This is a genomic window from Streptomyces macrosporus, from assembly GCF_039533145.1.
Classification (GTDB): domain Bacteria; phylum Actinomycetota; class Actinomycetes; order Streptomycetales; family Streptomycetaceae; genus Streptomyces; species Streptomyces macrosporus.
On sequence record NZ_BAAASZ010000020.1, the window covers coordinates 185,237 to 200,035 of the forward strand.

Sequence of the window (14,799 nt, forward strand, 5' to 3'; positions counted from 1 at the left end):
CTACAGGCCTCCATCGTTGGCGATCAGGTGGAGCAGCGGGGCGGAGGGCAGCGGCTCGTCGCCCTCCCAGGTCCGGGCGAGCGTGCCGACGGCGCCGAGGTCGCCGAGGAGGATTCCGCCGACGAGCCGGTCGCCGCGGACGACGACCTTGCGGTAGGTGCCGCGGGTGGCGTCGGCGAGGTGGACGACGTCGTCCTCCGGCCGGGGAACGGTCTCGCCGAACACGGCGAGGTCCAGCGTCCGCCCCGGTCCGCCGGTGGGCGGGGCGAGGGTGAGCCGGGTCAGCGCCCGGGTGCCGGTGTACGCGGCGGCGTCGCCCAGCAGGACGCGGGCCAGCGCGTCGGCCTGGTCCTGGGCGGCGCCCGCCAGCCCGTAGACCACCCCGCCGTGCTCGGCGCAGTCGCCGACGGCGTGGATCCGGGGGTCGGAGGTGCGCAGCCCGTCGTCGACGACGATCCCCTCGCGGACCTCCAGCCCGGCCGCCCGGGCGAGCCCGACCCGCGGCCGTACGCCGCAGGCCACCACGGCGATCTCGGTCTCCAACCGGTGACCGTCGGCGAGCGCGACGGCCGAGACGGCCCGCCGGCCGGTCCCGTCGGTCCGGACCTCCAGACCGCGGACGCGGCACTCGGTGTGGACCTCCACGCCCAGGTCCTCCAGGTGGTCGCGGAGCAGCGCCGAGGCGCGGGGGTCGAGCCGGCGCTCCAGGAGGCGCTCGCCCTGGTGGGCGAGGAGGGTGTGGACGCCGCGTCCGGCCAGCGCGCGGGCGGCGGAGACCCCGAGCAGGCCGCCGCCGACGACGACGGCCCGCGTTCCGGGACGCGCCTCCTCCGCCAGGGCCCGGCAGTCGGACAGGGTGCGGAAGGGGTGGACGCCCCGGGGCGGTTCACGGTCGCCGCCGGCGGGGAACAGACCGCGCAGCGGGGGCAGCACCGGGTTGGAGCCGGTGGCCAGCACCAGGGTGTCGTACGGCACCGAGGAGCCGTCGTCGCACAGCACCAGCCGCTCGGCCCGGTCCAGACGGACCGCCCGCACCCCCCGCGACCAGCGGGCGGCGGACGGCTCCGGCAGGGCCGTCACCTCCGGCCCGTACCGTCCGGCCAGCACCTCGGCCAGCAGCACCCGGTTGTACGGCCCGTACGGCTCCTCGCCGATGACCGTCAGGTCCACGGCGGCACCGGCGGCACCTGCGGCACCGGCGGCGGACAGTTGTCCGGCGAGCCGCGCGGCGGCCATTCCGCCGCCGATCACCACCACACGTGTCGTCGAGGTCATGCCGGAAGCGTGCGGGACCGCCGTTACCCACCCGCATCCCCGCTGTTTCCCCGGGGCAACGCTGTCCTCAGCGTGCCGCGGCCCCGGCTGTGAGCCCCGGCCGCGCGCCCCGGCAGGGGCTCACAGCCGGGGCACGCGGCCGGACGGGGTCAGGCCGGTTCGGGGGCCGGCGGCGCGGCCGTCCCGCCCGGCACGGCGGGCGCGGCGGCCGGACACCGCGCGGCCAACCGGACGGGCAGCGCCGCCAGACCCCTGGTCCAGGGCGACGACGCCCACGCCAACCCCCCTTCGGCGACGGAGAGTTCCAAGCCCGGCAGGCGGTTCCGGAGGACCTCCACGGCCGTCCGCGCGATCAGCCGGGCCTGCTCCCGCACCGGGCAGGCGTGCGGCCCCGCGCCGAACGCCACGTGCGCCCGGTTCCCCACCACCGGCCGTCCGCACCGGGGCAGCGTCCCGGGGTCCGCGTTGGCGGCGGCCAGCCCCAGGACGAGCATGTCCCCGGCCCGGACGTCCTGCCCGCCGAGGCACAGGTCGCGGGTGGCGTAGCGGGCGGGGAGGTTCTGGGTGGGAGGGAACCGCCACAGCACCAGGTCGAGGACGTCGTCCACGGTGAGGTGCCCGCCGTCCAGCGAGGACCGCACGGCGGGGTCGGTCAGCAGGACGCGCAGCGTGGTGGCGATCCAGTTCCGCGTCGTCTGGTTGCCCGCCACGACCGTCACCACCAGGTTGTGGAGCACCTCCTCGTCGCTCAGCGCGGCGGGGTGGGCCAGCAGCCGGGAAACGATGTCAGGCCCCGGACGGGCGCGCTTCTCCTCGATCAGCGCGAGCAGGAGCCGTTCCAGCCGGCGGACGGCGTTGAGGGAGTCCGCGTTGGCCGCGGCGGTACCGGCGGCGGCCTCCGCCACCTGCCAGCCGGTCCGCTCGTCCGCGCCCAGCAGCCGGGCGAGGACCCGTTCCGGCAGTTTGTGCGCGTAGTGCGCCACGAGGTCGACCTCGCGCCGCCCGGCGAAGGAGTCGACCAGCCGATCGGCCGCGGCCCGCACCACACGGCCCAGCTCGTACCGGTCGAAGCGGGTCAGCGCGTCGGCGACGGCCGCCCGCATCCGCCGGTGCCGCCGTCCGTCGACGAACGTCACCGCCGGCCGCCAGCCGACGAACGCCAGCAGCGGCGAGTCGGCCGGGACCAGCCCCTCGCGCAGCAGGTTCCAGCACCGCGGGTCGTGGCTGAAGTCCCGCTCGTTCCGGGCCGACAGCAGCACCTCCCGGTAGCCCAGGACGAGCCAGGCGTGGACGCCCGGGGCGAGGGCCACGGGAGCGACCGGGCCGTGCTCCGCCCGCAGCCGCTCGTACAGCGCGGACAGGCCGTCCCCGTCGAGGCCGGGCGCGTACAGCGGGGTGGGCCGGCGGCGGCCCGAACGGCCCGGCGACCCGGCCGGGGGGAGACGGTGAGGGGGCGCGGTCATGGTGCGGCTCCGGGGGAGGGAGGGGAGAGGGCGCGGTGCGGGTGAGGCCCGCTTCCCCGGAGACAACGCCTTCCCGGTGCGCAAGGTCAATGTCCTTGCGTCAAAAGGCAGTTGAGATCCCACTGAAGAGTGACCGCGAGGGTGTACGGAGGGCTTCGGGACGGTTGACCGGCGGTTCCGCCGCTCGCCGGCCGATCAGTCGGCGAGCGCCCGCTCCAGACCCTTCTCGCGCGGCCCGAGGAAGTGCGGATCGGGCGTGAACGCGGCCTCCAGCCCGGCCTTGACCGCACCGGCCACCTCGCGCAGGGCGCCGTGGTGCCAGGTGACGTCGCGCGGTTCCGCGACCCCCACGCCGTACGCGTCGACCCCGGCGGCCCGGCACAGGGCCAGCGCGCGCCGGATGTGGAAGTCCTGGCTCACCAGCACGGCGCGCTCGACGCCGAAGATCCGGCGGGCTCGGGAGCAGGAGTCCCAGGTGTCGAAGCCCGCGTGGTCGCCGACCACGTCCTCGGCGGGGACGCCGTGCCGCACCAGGTACGCGCGCATCGCGCCCGTCTCGTCGTAGTCGTGCCGGCTGTTGTCGCCGGTCACCAGGACCGCGCGCACCGTGCCCCGCTCGTACAGCTCGGCGGCGGCGTCCAACCGGTGCGCCAGGTACGGGGACGGCTCGCCGTCCCACAGCCCGGCGCCGAAGACCACCGCGACCGGTGCCGGGGGAGCGGAGTCCACCGTTCGGACCCGGTCGCCGGTCGTCACCCGGAGCCAGGTCGCGGGCAGCAGCCCCAGCACGCACAGCAGCACCGCTACCCGGATCGCCCGTCGTTTCCTCTCGATCGCCACACCGGAGGTGACGGCCCACGGCCCGCGACGGTTGCCCGACTACCGTGGACCGGCGAGGCCCGTAGGACCGACGACGCGGACGAGGAGCGGCGGAGATGACGGAGAAGACGGGGACGGAGACCGTGGGAACGGCGGAGATCCTGACCGTGCTGACCACCACCGACGACCCCGGGAAGGCCGAGGCGCTGGCCCGCGGCGCGGTGGAGGCCCGCCTCGCCGCGTGCGCGCAGGTGGCCGGCCCGGTGACCTCGGTGTACCGCTGGGAGGGCGAGGTGCGGGCCGAGCGCGAGTGGCAGGTGCTGCTGAAGACGACGGTGGCCCGCTACGACGCCCTGGAGGCGCACCTGCGCGCGGCCCACGACTACGACACCCCGGAGATCATCGCCACCCCCGTCGTCCGCGGCGGCGCCGACTACCTGGCCTGGGTCGCGGCGGAGACGGACGCCGGGATCCAGGCCGGGTAGTCGGCGCCTGAGGGGTCACGGGGCCGCCTCGCCGTGTTCCTCCCCGGCCGCCTCCACCCGGACCGCGCAGACCTTGAACTCCGGCATCCGCGAGGTCGGGTCCAGGGCCGGGTTGGTCAGGGTGTTGGCGCGGCCGGCGCCCGGCCAGTGGAACGGCATGAACACCGTGTCCGGACGGATGTCCGGGGTGATCCGGGCCGGGGCGACCGCGCGGCCCCGCCGCGAGACCACCGCGACCGGCTCGCCCTCGGCCACCCCCACCTTCTCGGCCAGCCGCGGGTGGAGCTGGACGAACGGGCCCGGCGCGGCGTCGTTCAACTCCGCCACCCGGCGCGTCTGGGCGCCCGACTGGTACTGGGCCAGCACCCGGCCCGTGGTCAGCAGCAGCGGGTACGCCGCGTCCGGCTCCTCGGCCGAGGGCCGGTGGGCGACGGGCACGAAGCGGGCCCGGCCGTCGTCGGTGGCGAAGCGGTCCAGGAACAGGCGCGGGGTGCCGGGGTGCGGGGCGGGGGTCCCCCCGGGGGCGCCTCCCGGGGGGAGTCCGGGGGAGGAGTCGGGGGCGGGGGTTCCCCCGACAGGGCCAAGGGGAGGCTCGGCCCCCTCGCCCACCGCCGGCACCTCCGGACACGGCCAGAAGACGCCGTCCTCCTCGGCGATGCGCCGGTAGGTGATCCCCGAGTAGTCCGCCGGGCCGCCGGCCGAGGCCCGGCGCAGCTCGTCGAAGACCTCCTCCGGGTCGGTGGGGAAGCCCTTCTCCCGGCCCAGCCGGGCGGCGAGCGCGTTCAGCACCTCCAGGTCGGTGCGCACTCCGGGCGGAGGGGCGACGGCCCTGCGGCGCAGCAGCACCCGGCCCTCCAGGTTGGTGGTCGTGCCCGTCTCCTCCGCCCACTGCGCCACCGGCAGCACCACGTCGGCCAGCGCGGCGGTCTCCGAGAGCACCACGTCGCACACCGCCAGGAAGTCCAGCGAGGCGATCCGCTCCTCGACGTGGGCGGCGCGCGGCGCGGAGACCACCGGGTTGGAGCCCGTCAGCAGCAGGGCGCGCACGTCGCGGCCGAGCGCGTCCAGCAGTTCGTACGCGCTGCGCCCCGGCCCCGGCAGCGTCTCCGGGTCCACCCCCCACACCCGCGCCACGTGCTCGCGCGCGGCCGGGTCGTCCAGCCTGCGGTAGCCGGGGAGCTGATCGGCCTTCTGGCCGTGCTCGCGCCCGCCCTGGCCGTTGCCCTGGCCGGTCAGGCAGCCGTAGCCGGACAGCGGACGGCCCGCCCGACCGGTGGCCAGGCACAGGTTGATCCAGGCGCCGACGGTGTCGGTGCCCTTCGACTGCTGCTCGGGGCCGCGCGCGGTGAGCACCATCGAGGAGGAGGCGTCGCAGAACAGCGCGACCGCCTCGCGCAGCCGCGGCACCGGCACGCCGGTGATCCGCTCCACCAGCTCCGGCCAGTGCGCCATCGCCGCGGCGCGCGCCTCGGGCCAGCCGGTGGTGCGGGCCGCGACGAACCCGGTGTCCACCCGGCCCTCGGCGACCACCAGGTGCAGCATGCCCAGCGCCAGCGCCAGGTCCGTGCCCGGACGCGGGGCCAGGTGCAGGTCGGCCTGCTCGGCGGTGCGGGTGCGCCGGGGGTCGACGACGATCAGCTTCCCGCCCCTCTCGCGCAGCTCGGTGAGGTAGCGCAGGGCGGGCGGCATGGTCTCGGCGAGGTTGGAGCCCACCAGGATCACACAGCCGGTGCGCGCCACGTCCGCCAGCGGGAACGGCAGGCCCCGGTCCAGGCCGAACGCCTTGTTGTGGGCGGCGGCGGCCGAGGACATGCAGAACCGGCCGTTGTAGTCGATCTGCGAGGTGCCCAGCGCCAGACGGGCGAACTTGCCCAGCAGGTACGCCTTCTCGTTCGTCAGCCCGCCCCCGCCGAACACCCCGACCGCGTCCGGCCCGTGGGCGGCCCGCACCTTCGACAGGCCCTCGGCGACGCGGTCCAGCGCCTCCTCCCAGCCGGCCGGCTCCAGCGGCCCGCCGGGGCGGCGGCGGACCAGCGGCTCGGTCAGCCGCACCCGGGAGGAGAGGAGGGCGGGCGCGGTGCGGCCCTTGCCGCACAGGGCGCCGCGGTTGACGTCGAACGCGGTGCGCTCGACCACCTCCACGCCGCCCGCCGCCCCCTCCGCGCCCGGCCGCAGCCCCATGCCGCACTGGAGGGCGCAGTAGGGACAGTGGGTGTCCACGGTCGCCGCGGGGGTGTCGGAAGCCGATCCGGCGGGAGGGGCGGTCGTCGAGCTCATGCCGCACAGCGTGCGTCGCGCGTGTTACGCCCCGCGCCCCCGCCGGTTACGGGACGGGCACACCGGCCTCAGCCCGGCCGGGAGCGCGCCGTGAGCCGCGCGCAATCGGACGACACGAGCGCGCAACGGCGGGGCAACCACCACCCCCCACACTCGGCCCCATGGTTCCCCCTCACCCGCCGTCCGCCCGCTCCCGCCGCCCCGCGCCCGTCCTGGTCGCGGTCGCCCACGGCTCCCGCGACCCCGAGGCGCCGCGCACCGTCGCCGCGCTGCTGACGCTCGTACGGTCGCTGCGGCCGGGGCTGCGGGTGGAGCTCGGCCACGTCGAGCTGAACGAGCCCCTGGTGACGGACACCCTGGAGGCGCTGCCGCCCGGCGAGGCCGTCCTGGTCCCGCTGCTGTTCGGCCGCGGTCACCACGTCAAGCACGATCTGCCGCGGGCCGCTGCCGCCGCCGCGCACCTGCGGACGCGGATCGCCGCCCCGCTGGGGCCGCACCCCCTGCTCGTCGACGCCCTCGCCGCGCGTCTGGCGGAGACCGGCCGGCGCGGCGCCCGAGCGCTCGATCCGCAGGACGGCGGCGTGGTGCTGGCCGCCGCCGGCTCCCGCGACCCGGAGTCCGCCGTGGACGCCGGGCGGACGGCCGCCCTGCTCTCCGCCCGTCTGGGCGGCACACCGGTCGTCCCCGCGTACGCCTCGGCCGCCGCGCCGACCGTTCCCGAGGCGGTGGCCGCGCTGCGGGCCGCGGGCCGTCACCACACCGTCGTCGCCTCCTACTTCGCCGCCCCGGGCCTCTTCGCCGGCCGGTGCGCGCGGGCCGTCCCCGGCCTGCCCGTCGCCCGGCCGCTCGGCGCGCACCCGGCCCTGGCCCGCCTGGTCCTGCACCGCTACGACGAGGCCCGCGCCGCGCCCCTCCCCGCCCGGGAGGGGGGCCTGGCCCGCGCCTCGTGACCACCCGCATGTCGTCCCGGGCGCGTACGGTCGGTGTGTGGGCGGTGGATACGGCGATGAGTACGGCATGGACGAGGCCACGCACGACGCCACGCACGACGCCATGTACGGCACCACGCACTACGACGCGGCGGCGCTGGAGCGCTGGGTGCCCGAGCCCGACAAGCGCCCCGGCCGGACGGCGTTCCAGCGCGACCGGGCGCGGGTGCTGCACTCCGCCGCGCTGCGGCGGCTGGCGGGCAAGACCCAGGTCGTCACCCCCGACGGAGCCGTCCCGGCGTGGGACGCCACCCCGCGCACGCGGCTGACGCACTCCCTGGAGTGCGCCCAGGTCGGCCGGGAGCTGGGCGCCGCGCTGGGCTGCGACCCGGATCTGGTGGAGGCCGCCTGCCTCGCCCACGACCTGGGCCACCCGCCCTTCGGGCACAACGGCGAACGGGTGCTGGACGAGATCGCCGCGCCCTGCGGCGGCTTCGAGGGCAACGCCCAGTCGCTGCGGCTGCTGTCCCGGCTGGAACCGAAGCGCTTCGTCGAGGAGCGGACCGGGGACGGCGGCCGGCTGGTCAGCGTCGGCCTCAACCTCACCCGCGCCGCGCTGGACGCCGCCACCAAGTACCCCTGGCCGCGCGGCGGTCACCCGAACGACCCCGCGTCGCGGAAGTTCGGCGTCTACGAGGACGACCTGCCGGTCTTCGAGTGGTTCCGGCGCGGCGCCCCCGAGCACCGGCGGTGCTTCGAGGCGCAGGTCATGGACTGGTCCGACGACGTCGCCTACTCCGTCCACGACGTCGAGGACGGCCTCCACGCCGGGCACCTCGACCCCAACCTGCTGCTGGCCGAGCCCGAGCGCCGCGAGGTCTTCGCCGTCGCCGCCCGGCGCTACGCGCCGCCCGGCACCGAGGAGGCGGAACTCGCCGCGGCCCTCGACCGGCTGCTGGACCAGGAGTGGTGGCCGCACGGCTACGACGGGACGGCCGTCGCCCAGGCCCGGCTGAAGGACGCCACCAGCCAACTCATCGGCCGCTTCTGCCTGGCCGCCGAGGGCGCCACCCGGGCGGCCCACGGTTCGGGCCGCCTCACCCGCTACGCGGCCCGCCTGGTGGTGCCGCGCGAGACGAGGCTGGAGTGCGACGTGCTCAAGGCCGTCGCCGACCGGTACGTCATGCAGCGCCCCGACCAGGAGCGGCTGCGCCGCGAGCAGCGCGCCGTCCTCCTCGAACTGGCGGACGCGCTGACCGCCCGCGCCCCGGACGGCCTGGACCCCCAGTTCCGCGCGCTGTTCTCGGCGGCCGACACCGACGCGGCCCGGCTGCGGGCGATCGTCGACCAGATCGCCTCCCTCACCGACGCCTCGGCCCGCCGCCTCCACGCCCGTCTCACCGGCACCGGGACCACGGTCGTCGACCTCGGCGCGGTGTGAGGCGGACGCGCTCCGAGGTCTCGTGCGCGGAGGGAGGGGGGAACGGGGGCGTCGGCCGATCGGGTGTGGAGCCCGACGTCGTGGCGGACGCCGCCGGCGCGGCCTCCCACGGCCTCCCACGGCCTCCGCGCCCGGCGCGCACCAGGGGCGCGGCACCGGTCCGGACGGGGGCTCGACACGGTCGCGCGCGTCCGGAGCCACCACGGTCTTCCGGCCCGGGGTCACCCGATCGCCCGGCCGGGCCCTCGCGGGCGGCGTGCCCCGGACCGGGGACGGCAACAGAGGGTGAACCACCCCAACGTCCCATCTGCGGTGGCAGATTGGCCGGCGTGCGGTTTGCATCGATGGTGGGGCCCACCGGGCCCGCTTTCTCCCAGTTCTTCCGGAAAGGCACACCGTCCATGCGACGCATCACCACAACGCTGGGCTCCCTTGCCGCAGCGGCCCTGATGACCCTCGCCGTTCCCAGCTCCGCGTCCGCCGCACAGGGGCTCCTCGTGATCGGGGACAGGTCCTTCCAGAACCCGAGCGGCTGCTACGGCCTCCTCGGCGACCGGGACGGCCGCGGCGGCGACCACAGGGCCGAGGGCCTCGAAGGCACCGGCACGGCCGAAAGCGCCGAGAACGCTCAGAACGCCGAAGGCGCCCAGAACACCGAGGGCGCCCAGAACGCCGGGAACACCGGCGGCGACGGCCGGGGCGGCAACGACGACGACCGTGACCGCGACCGCGACCGTGACCGCGACCGCAGGACCACGGTCGGCAACTACACCAACCGTGCCGCCCTCGTCTTCGAGGACAACTACTGCACCGGGTACCCGGTGGACACCGTCTACCCGGGTGAGCACACCGAGGTGAGGGGCCGGAGCCTCTTCATCCGGTGACGCCTGCCGTCCCCGTCCGGTGACGCCTGTCGTCCCCGCGCACCGCACCCGTCGGGCCTCGCGCCCGGCGGGTGTGCGACGTGCGGGGGGATTCGGCGGCGCGCACCGCGGTCGGTCCCGGCCCGGCGTCGGGGTTCCCCGTACCGGGCCGGGACCGAGGCCGGTGGGCCGCTCCGTCAGCAGGCGCCCAGGTCGCGCCAGACACCGGAGGCGGAGACGCCCGGCTCCTCGCCCTGCGTCCACCAGGCCGCCCGGTACGCGCGGCCCCGGTGCGTCACCGTCGAGCCGCCGGTGTAGGCGGTGGAGGCGCTCCAGGCGGCGGAGGTGCACTCGGCCGGGGTGGTGGGCGGCGTCGGAGGCTGGCCGCCGCCGCTGCCGACCTCGACGTCCACGCAGTTGTAGAACGCGTTGACGGTGTCGGCGATGTTCCACACCGCGAGGATCTTGTGACGGCCGCCGGGCAGCCCGGACAGGGTGTGCGAGACGGTCGACGGCGGCTGCGTGTTGCCCTGGTCGATCCGCTTGAACAGGACGCCGTCGACGTAGTAGTCCCAGGTGCTGGTGCGGTGCGCGGCGGTCAGCCGCCACTGGAAGGTGACCGTGCTCGACACCCGCGTCACCGGCCAGTTCTTGCTCTCGTCGTCCAGCACGGTCCAGCGGCTGCCGCCGCTGCACAGCCGCGAGCCCTTGGGCGCCTCGACGCTCTGCGGCTCGTACTCCAGGCCGCCGCAGCCGGTGACCTTGCGGGTGGCGCAGTGGTCCTGGCGGCTGGGCGGGGAGGTGATCCAGCCGTGGGCGCCGGCCGGGCTCGCCGAGGTGACGACGACGGCCAGGGGCAGCGCCAGCGCGAAGGTGAAGAGGACGGTCAGCAGTCTTCTCGCACTCGTGTGACTCATGTGGGGGGCTCCTTCTCGACCCGCGCGCCCGGCGGACCCACACGACGCGCGGAGTTGGCGTGAGGGGATGCCACGGCGAGCCGCTCCAGAGCCGTGGCACATCGCTGACGAAGGTAGGGCGGGGCCGGCCGACCGTTAAGAAGGTTTTCGGTTGGACTCCGCGCGCCGCCGCGCCCCGCGACCGACGGGGAAGGCGGAGGAAGCGGCCGGGCGCGCCTCGATCGCCGCACGTGGGAGGGGGGCGGAGGGGCGACGCGCTCGCGCGCCGGTCCCGACGGGCGGTGGGTGTGTCAGGGATTGCGGCGGTTCGCGAGCGTGTCCGAATCTGGTACAGACCAATGCTCCGTGCGGGACGCGCCCTTCCGTCACCGGTCGTGCGACGCCTCTTCCGACGGCGTTCCCGACGGCTTTCCCGAGGATGTGCCCGACGGTTCTCCCGAGGGCGTTCCCGACGGTTCTCCCGGCGGCTCCGTCGCCAGGTCGACGACGACGGCGGCGTGGTCGGAGGGCCAGACGCCGTCGACGGGCGCGTCGCCCGCGCGCCGCACGGCGACGACGCGGCCGATCCCGCCGGGGCCGGGCGGGCCGACGTGGACGTAGTCGACCCGGACGTTCGGGTCGAAGGCCGCCGCGACGTGGGGATTCGCCCGGTTCCAAGTGGCCGACGGGGCCTGCGGGTCGGCGTACTCCCAGGCGTCGAGGAGGACTTGGCCGGGGACGGCGGGCGCCGTCTTGTAACCGCCCAGCAGCCGGATCTCGTCGGAGTCCGGCCAGGCGTTGAAGTCGCCGGTGACCACCGGCGGGAAGTCGGTTCCGCCGCGGTGGGCCGCGACGAACTCGGCGACGACGCCGACCTGTTCGCGGCGCACGGCCGAGGCGTGGAGGGCGGAGGTGAGGTGGACGGTGAAGAACGGCACCCGGTGGCCGGGCGCGTCGACCAGCGCGTACAGGGCCAGGCGTCCGTCGTCCAGGTCCTCCGGCGCCGGCAGCCGCACCACCTCGTGTTCGACCACGGGCCGGCGGCTGAGCACGGCGACGCCGATGTCGACCGTCGGATCGCCCAGGCGCTTCCGCCACTTCTCGGGTTGGTCGGAGGCGGCCCACACCCAGTGCATGCCGAGTTCCTCCGCCAGGTGCCGCGCGAGGTTCTCCCCGCCGGCGGCCCACACCTCCTGCAACCCGACGATGTCGGGCCGCAGTTCGCGCAGTACGGTGGTAATGGCTTTCCGCCGCTCCCGCCAGGGTCCGAATCGCCACCACAGGTTCCACGTCAGCACGCGCATGCGCCCCTCGTCCCCTCTCCGCTCCGCCGGACGCGTTCCGTCCGTCGCCCCGGTACCCGGACGAGATGACGTGCAACGGCCCGGCGGGAGAACGGTCGGGAACGGGCCGGTTGTGCGGGCGCACACGCCGTCCCGCCGGCCGGTGGGCGGGGGCCGCGACACGGTCCCTTTGACATGGACACAACTTGGGCATGGTGCTGTCGTGGGGGAACCCCCGAGCGACCTGCCTGAGAGTCCCTTCCGAGGAGGGATGAGCGGATGCACGGTGCGAACGCGGCGCGAACGGCCGTGACGGAGCTGATCGACGGCGCACGCGCGGGACGGGGCGGCGCCCTGCTGGTGCGGGCCGAACCGGGGCTCGGCACCACCACCCTGCTCGACCACGCGGTCGCCCGCTTCGGGGCGGACGGCGGCACCGTGCTGCGCGCGCGGGGCGTGGCCGCCGAGACCGCCGTCCCCTACGGCGGGCTGCACGCCCTGCTGCACCCCGTCGCCGACCGCCCGAGACCGGACGACCCGCGCACGGCGGCCCTCGCCGAGGCCCTGACGCTCGGCGAGGTGTCCGACGCCGCGGCCCGGGGGCCGGTGCCGGCCGCCCTCCGGGCCCTGCTCCACGACCTGGCCGCCCAGGGGCCGTTGCTGGTCTGCGTCGACGACGTCCACCACCTCGACGAACCCTCCCGCCGGGCCCTGGGCTTCGTCGCCCGGCGCCTGGACGCGCCCCTGCCCGTCGCGATGCTCCTCGGCACGCGCCACGACGGCACCGAGGACCCGCTGCTGGACGGCCTGCCGCGGCTGGCCCTGGAACCGATGGAGACCGCGACCGCCGGCGCGCTCCTGGACGGGCTGCTGCCCCCGGACGCCGACCCGGCCCTGCGCGAGGCCCTGCTCCACACGGCCGGAGGCAACCCCGGACTCCTCACCGACCTCGTCGCCTCCCTCACCCCCGAGCAGCTCGCCGGCGCCGTGCCGCCGCCCCATCCGCTGCCGCCCGCCGGTCCCCGGCTGCGCTCGTACGCCGGCGAACTGGCGCGCCTGCCCGCCGACCTCCGCACCCTGCTGCTGTCGGCCGCCGCCGTACACGAACTCGGCGGCACCGCGGACCGCACCCTCCTGCTGCGCGTCGCCGCCCGCGCCGGGATCGACCCCGCCCGGCTGGAGGAGGCCGAGGAGAGGGGGCTGCTGCGGCGCGAGGGGGACGCCCTCCGCTTCGCCCACGCCCTGCTGTGCCGCGCCGCCTACTGGGGCGAACCGCCGGAGCGGCGCCGCGCCGCGCACCGGCTCCTGGCCGACGCCCTGGACGAGCGCGTTCCGCGCGGCGGGGAGGCCGGCCCACGGCACCTGCCCGCCCTGCGCCACCGCGCGGCGGCGGCCACGGACCCCGACCCGTGCCTCGCCGACGCCCTCGCCTCCGCCGCCTGCGACACGGCCGTCACCGACGAGCGCGTCCACGCCGAACTGGCCGACGCCCTGTGGCGCGCCGCCGAACTCACCGGCGACGACGACGCCCAGGACACCGGCGTCCGCGCGGCCCGGCTGACCGCGGCGGCCGAACACGCCTGGTCGGCGGGGTTCCCGCAGCGCGCCCTGACCCTGCTGGACCAGGCCCGCGCCCTGCCCGTCCACGACGCCGTCCGCGGCCGGACCGAACTCGTGCGCGGCACCCTGGAACTGCGCAACGGCGTGGTCACCGACGCCCACGAACTCCTGTCGTACGCCGCCCGGTTGCTCGCCCCCTACGACCCGCACACCGCCCGCAGGGCGCTGCTCCACGCGAGCGAGGCGTCCTGGGCGGTCGGCGACATCACCGGCCTCCGCGCCGACCTCGCCGGCATCGCCGCGCTCCGGCCCCCCACCGAGGACCCGCTGCTGGACGACTACTGCGCCGGGCTGGACGCCGTGATGTGCGCCGACTTCGCCCGCGGCGCCCCGCCCCTGCTCCGCGTCCTGGAGCACGCCGCCGAGGAGCGGCAGCCCTGGCGGCTGATCCGGGCCGGGATCGCCGCCCTGGTCGTCGGCGACGTCGCCGCCGCCCTCGACCTCAACACCCGCGCCCTGGCCGCCGCCCGGGCGTGCGGCCCGGCCGCCCTCGTGCCCCAGGCCCTGGAGCACCTGGCCTACAGCGAGTTGCGGGCCGGACGGCACGGCCGGGCCCGCGCCCACGCCGAGGCCGGACTGCGCCGCGCCCGACGGACCGGACAGCGCAACTGCGCCGCCCACCACCACGCGGTGCTGGCGATGGCCGCGGCGGTGGAGGGGGACGCCGAGTCCTGCGCGGCCCACGCCCGCGCGGCGGGCGAGGACGCCGGCCCGCACGGCCTGGGCGTCGCCGCCACCCTCGCCCAGTGGGCCCTGGCCCGCTGCGACCTGGGACGGGGCAGGCCGCACGAGGCCGCGGCCCGGTTGGACCCGCTGGTGGGCTCCGCACCCGGCGTCGGACAGGGGCACTTCGCGCTCCAGGCGCTGGCCGCGCCGTGCCTGGCCGAGGCCGCCGCGCTGGCGGGCGACACCGCCACGGCCCGCCGCGCCGTGGCGTACTTCACCGAGTGGACGGCCGTCACCGCGGACCCGCTGGCCCCCGCCCAGCTCGCCCGCTGCCGCGCCCTGCTCGCCGCACCGGAGGAGGCTCCCGCGCTGTTCGCCCGCGCCCTGGAGGAACACGCCCGCACCGACAGCGACTTCGAGCGGGGACGCACCCAGTTGCTCCACGGCAAGGCGCTGCGCCGCGCCCGGCGACCGGGCGCGGCGCGCGGCGTGCTGCGCGACGCGCTCCTGGCCTTCGAACGCTGCGGCGCCCACGGCTGGGCCGAGCAGGCCCGCGCCGAGCTGCGGGCCACCGGCGAGGCGGCGGGCGCGGACGGGCCCAGGGTCCTGGGCAGGCTGACCCCCCAACAGCTGCGCATCGCCCGGTGCGTGGCCGAGGGGGCCACCAACCGCGAGGTCGCGCTGCGGCTGTCGGTCAGCCCCCGCACGGTCGACCACCACCTGCGCAACGTCTTCGCGGTGCTGGGCATCCGCTCCCGGGTGGAGCTCACCCGCGTCCTCGC

11 protein-coding genes are annotated in these 14,799 nt (G+C 76.7%); 5 read left to right on the plus strand and 6 right to left on the minus strand.

Annotated features, from left to right (window positions below):
- The 3 genes from ABD335_RS12885 to ABD335_RS12895 all read right to left on the minus strand — a co-directional run bounded on the left by ABD335_RS12885 (position 1) and on the right by ABD335_RS12895 (position 3,578).
- On the minus strand, positions 1–1,275 hold the full coding sequence (locus tag ABD335_RS12885) for an NAD(P)/FAD-dependent oxidoreductase (RefSeq protein ID WP_344322414.1): 1,275 nt from the start codon (positions 1,273–1,275) through the stop codon (positions 1–3).
- Between the two features lie 149 nt (positions 1,276–1,424).
- On the minus strand, positions 1,425–2,738 hold the full coding sequence (locus tag ABD335_RS12890; RefSeq protein ID WP_344322415.1) for a cytochrome P450 family protein: 1,314 nt from the start codon (positions 2,736–2,738) through the stop codon (positions 1,425–1,427).
- A gap of 195 nt (positions 2,739–2,933) precedes the next feature.
- Complete coding sequence (locus ABD335_RS12895) at positions 2,934–3,578, minus strand: SanA/YdcF family protein (RefSeq protein WP_344322416.1); 645 nt, start codon at positions 3,576–3,578, stop codon at positions 2,934–2,936.
- A 95-nt stretch (positions 3,579–3,673) separates the two neighbouring features.
- Here ABD335_RS12895 and cutA point away from each other — a divergent pair, with 95 nt between their 5' ends.
- On the plus strand, positions 3,674–4,042 hold the full coding sequence (cutA, locus tag ABD335_RS12900) for a divalent-cation tolerance protein CutA (RefSeq protein ID WP_344322417.1): 369 nt from the start codon (positions 3,674–3,676) through the stop codon (positions 4,040–4,042).
- Positions 4,043–4,057: 15 nt separating this feature from the next.
- Here the strand turns inward: cutA and ABD335_RS12905 are convergent, their stop codons facing one another.
- The gene (locus ABD335_RS12905; protein ID WP_344322418.1) at positions 4,058–6,319 is read right to left on the minus strand and encodes a molybdopterin oxidoreductase family protein; all 2,262 of its coding nucleotides are present in this window, start codon (positions 6,317–6,319) and stop codon (positions 4,058–4,060) included.
- 161 nt (positions 6,320–6,480) lie between these two features.
- On the opposite strand from ABD335_RS12905, the gene ABD335_RS12910 reads away from it, so the two are divergent.
- The 3 genes from ABD335_RS12910 (at position 6,481) to ABD335_RS12920 (ending at position 9,573) form a co-directional block, all read left to right on the plus strand.
- Positions 6,481–7,269: a sirohydrochlorin chelatase gene (locus ABD335_RS12910; protein ID WP_344322419.1), complete on the plus strand. Its 789-nt coding sequence runs from the start codon at positions 6,481–6,483 to the stop codon at positions 7,267–7,269.
- Positions 7,270–7,336: 67 nt separating this feature from the next.
- Positions 7,337–8,689, plus strand: coding sequence for a deoxyguanosinetriphosphate triphosphohydrolase (locus tag ABD335_RS12915; RefSeq protein ID WP_425583623.1), 1,353 nt, complete (start codon positions 7,337–7,339; stop codon positions 8,687–8,689).
- A 401-nt stretch (positions 8,690–9,090) separates the two neighbouring features.
- The gene (locus tag ABD335_RS12920; protein ID WP_344322420.1) at positions 9,091–9,573 is read left to right on the plus strand and encodes a hypothetical protein; all 483 of its coding nucleotides are present in this window, start codon (positions 9,091–9,093) and stop codon (positions 9,571–9,573) included.
- Positions 9,574–9,749: 176 nt separating this feature from the next.
- Here ABD335_RS12920 and ABD335_RS12925 read toward each other — a convergent pair whose 3' ends face one another.
- Both ABD335_RS12925 and ABD335_RS12930 read right to left on the minus strand, forming a co-directional pair.
- A complete protein-coding gene (locus ABD335_RS12925) occupies positions 9,750–10,469 on the minus strand; it encodes a lytic polysaccharide monooxygenase (RefSeq protein WP_344322421.1) in 720 nt (239 codons plus the stop codon).
- A gap of 365 nt (positions 10,470–10,834) precedes the next feature.
- Entirely contained in the window at positions 10,835–11,752 is a 918-nt protein-coding gene (locus ABD335_RS12930; RefSeq protein ID WP_344322422.1) for an endonuclease/exonuclease/phosphatase family protein, read from the minus strand.
- A 258-nt stretch (positions 11,753–12,010) separates the two neighbouring features.
- Between ABD335_RS12930 and ABD335_RS12935 the strand changes: the two genes are divergently transcribed.
- Positions 12,011–14,799, plus strand: a 2,789-nt coding sequence (locus ABD335_RS12935; protein ID WP_344322423.1) for a helix-turn-helix transcriptional regulator, incomplete at its 3' end; no start/stop codon positions are given.

Bases quoted from the DNA above. Each gene is read 5' to 3' on its own strand.
- ABD335_RS12885 (WP_344322414.1), bottom strand. From the start codon at position 1,275: ATGACCTCGACGACACGTGTGGTGGTGATCGGCGGCGGAATGGCCGCC.
- ABD335_RS12890 (WP_344322415.1), bottom strand. From the start codon at position 2,738: ATGACCGCGCCCCCTCACCGTCTCCCCCCGGCCGGGTCGCCGGGCCGT.
- cutA (WP_344322417.1), top strand. From the start codon at position 3,674: ATGACGGAGAAGACGGGGACGGAGACCGTGGGAACGGCGGAGATCCTG.
- ABD335_RS12905 (WP_344322418.1), bottom strand. From the start codon at position 6,319: ATGAGCTCGACGACCGCCCCTCCCGCCGGATCGGCTTCCGACACCCCC.
- ABD335_RS12910 (WP_344322419.1), top strand. From the start codon at position 6,481: ATGGTTCCCCCTCACCCGCCGTCCGCCCGCTCCCGCCGCCCCGCGCCC.
- ABD335_RS12915 (WP_425583623.1), top strand. From the start codon at position 7,337: ATGGACGAGGCCACGCACGACGCCACGCACGACGCCATGTACGGCACC.
- ABD335_RS12920 (WP_344322420.1), top strand. From the start codon at position 9,091: ATGCGACGCATCACCACAACGCTGGGCTCCCTTGCCGCAGCGGCCCTG.
- ABD335_RS12925 (WP_344322421.1), bottom strand. From the start codon at position 10,469: ATGAGTCACACGAGTGCGAGAAGACTGCTGACCGTCCTCTTCACCTTC.
- ABD335_RS12930 (WP_344322422.1), bottom strand. From the start codon at position 11,752: ATGCGCGTGCTGACGTGGAACCTGTGGTGGCGATTCGGACCCTGGCGG.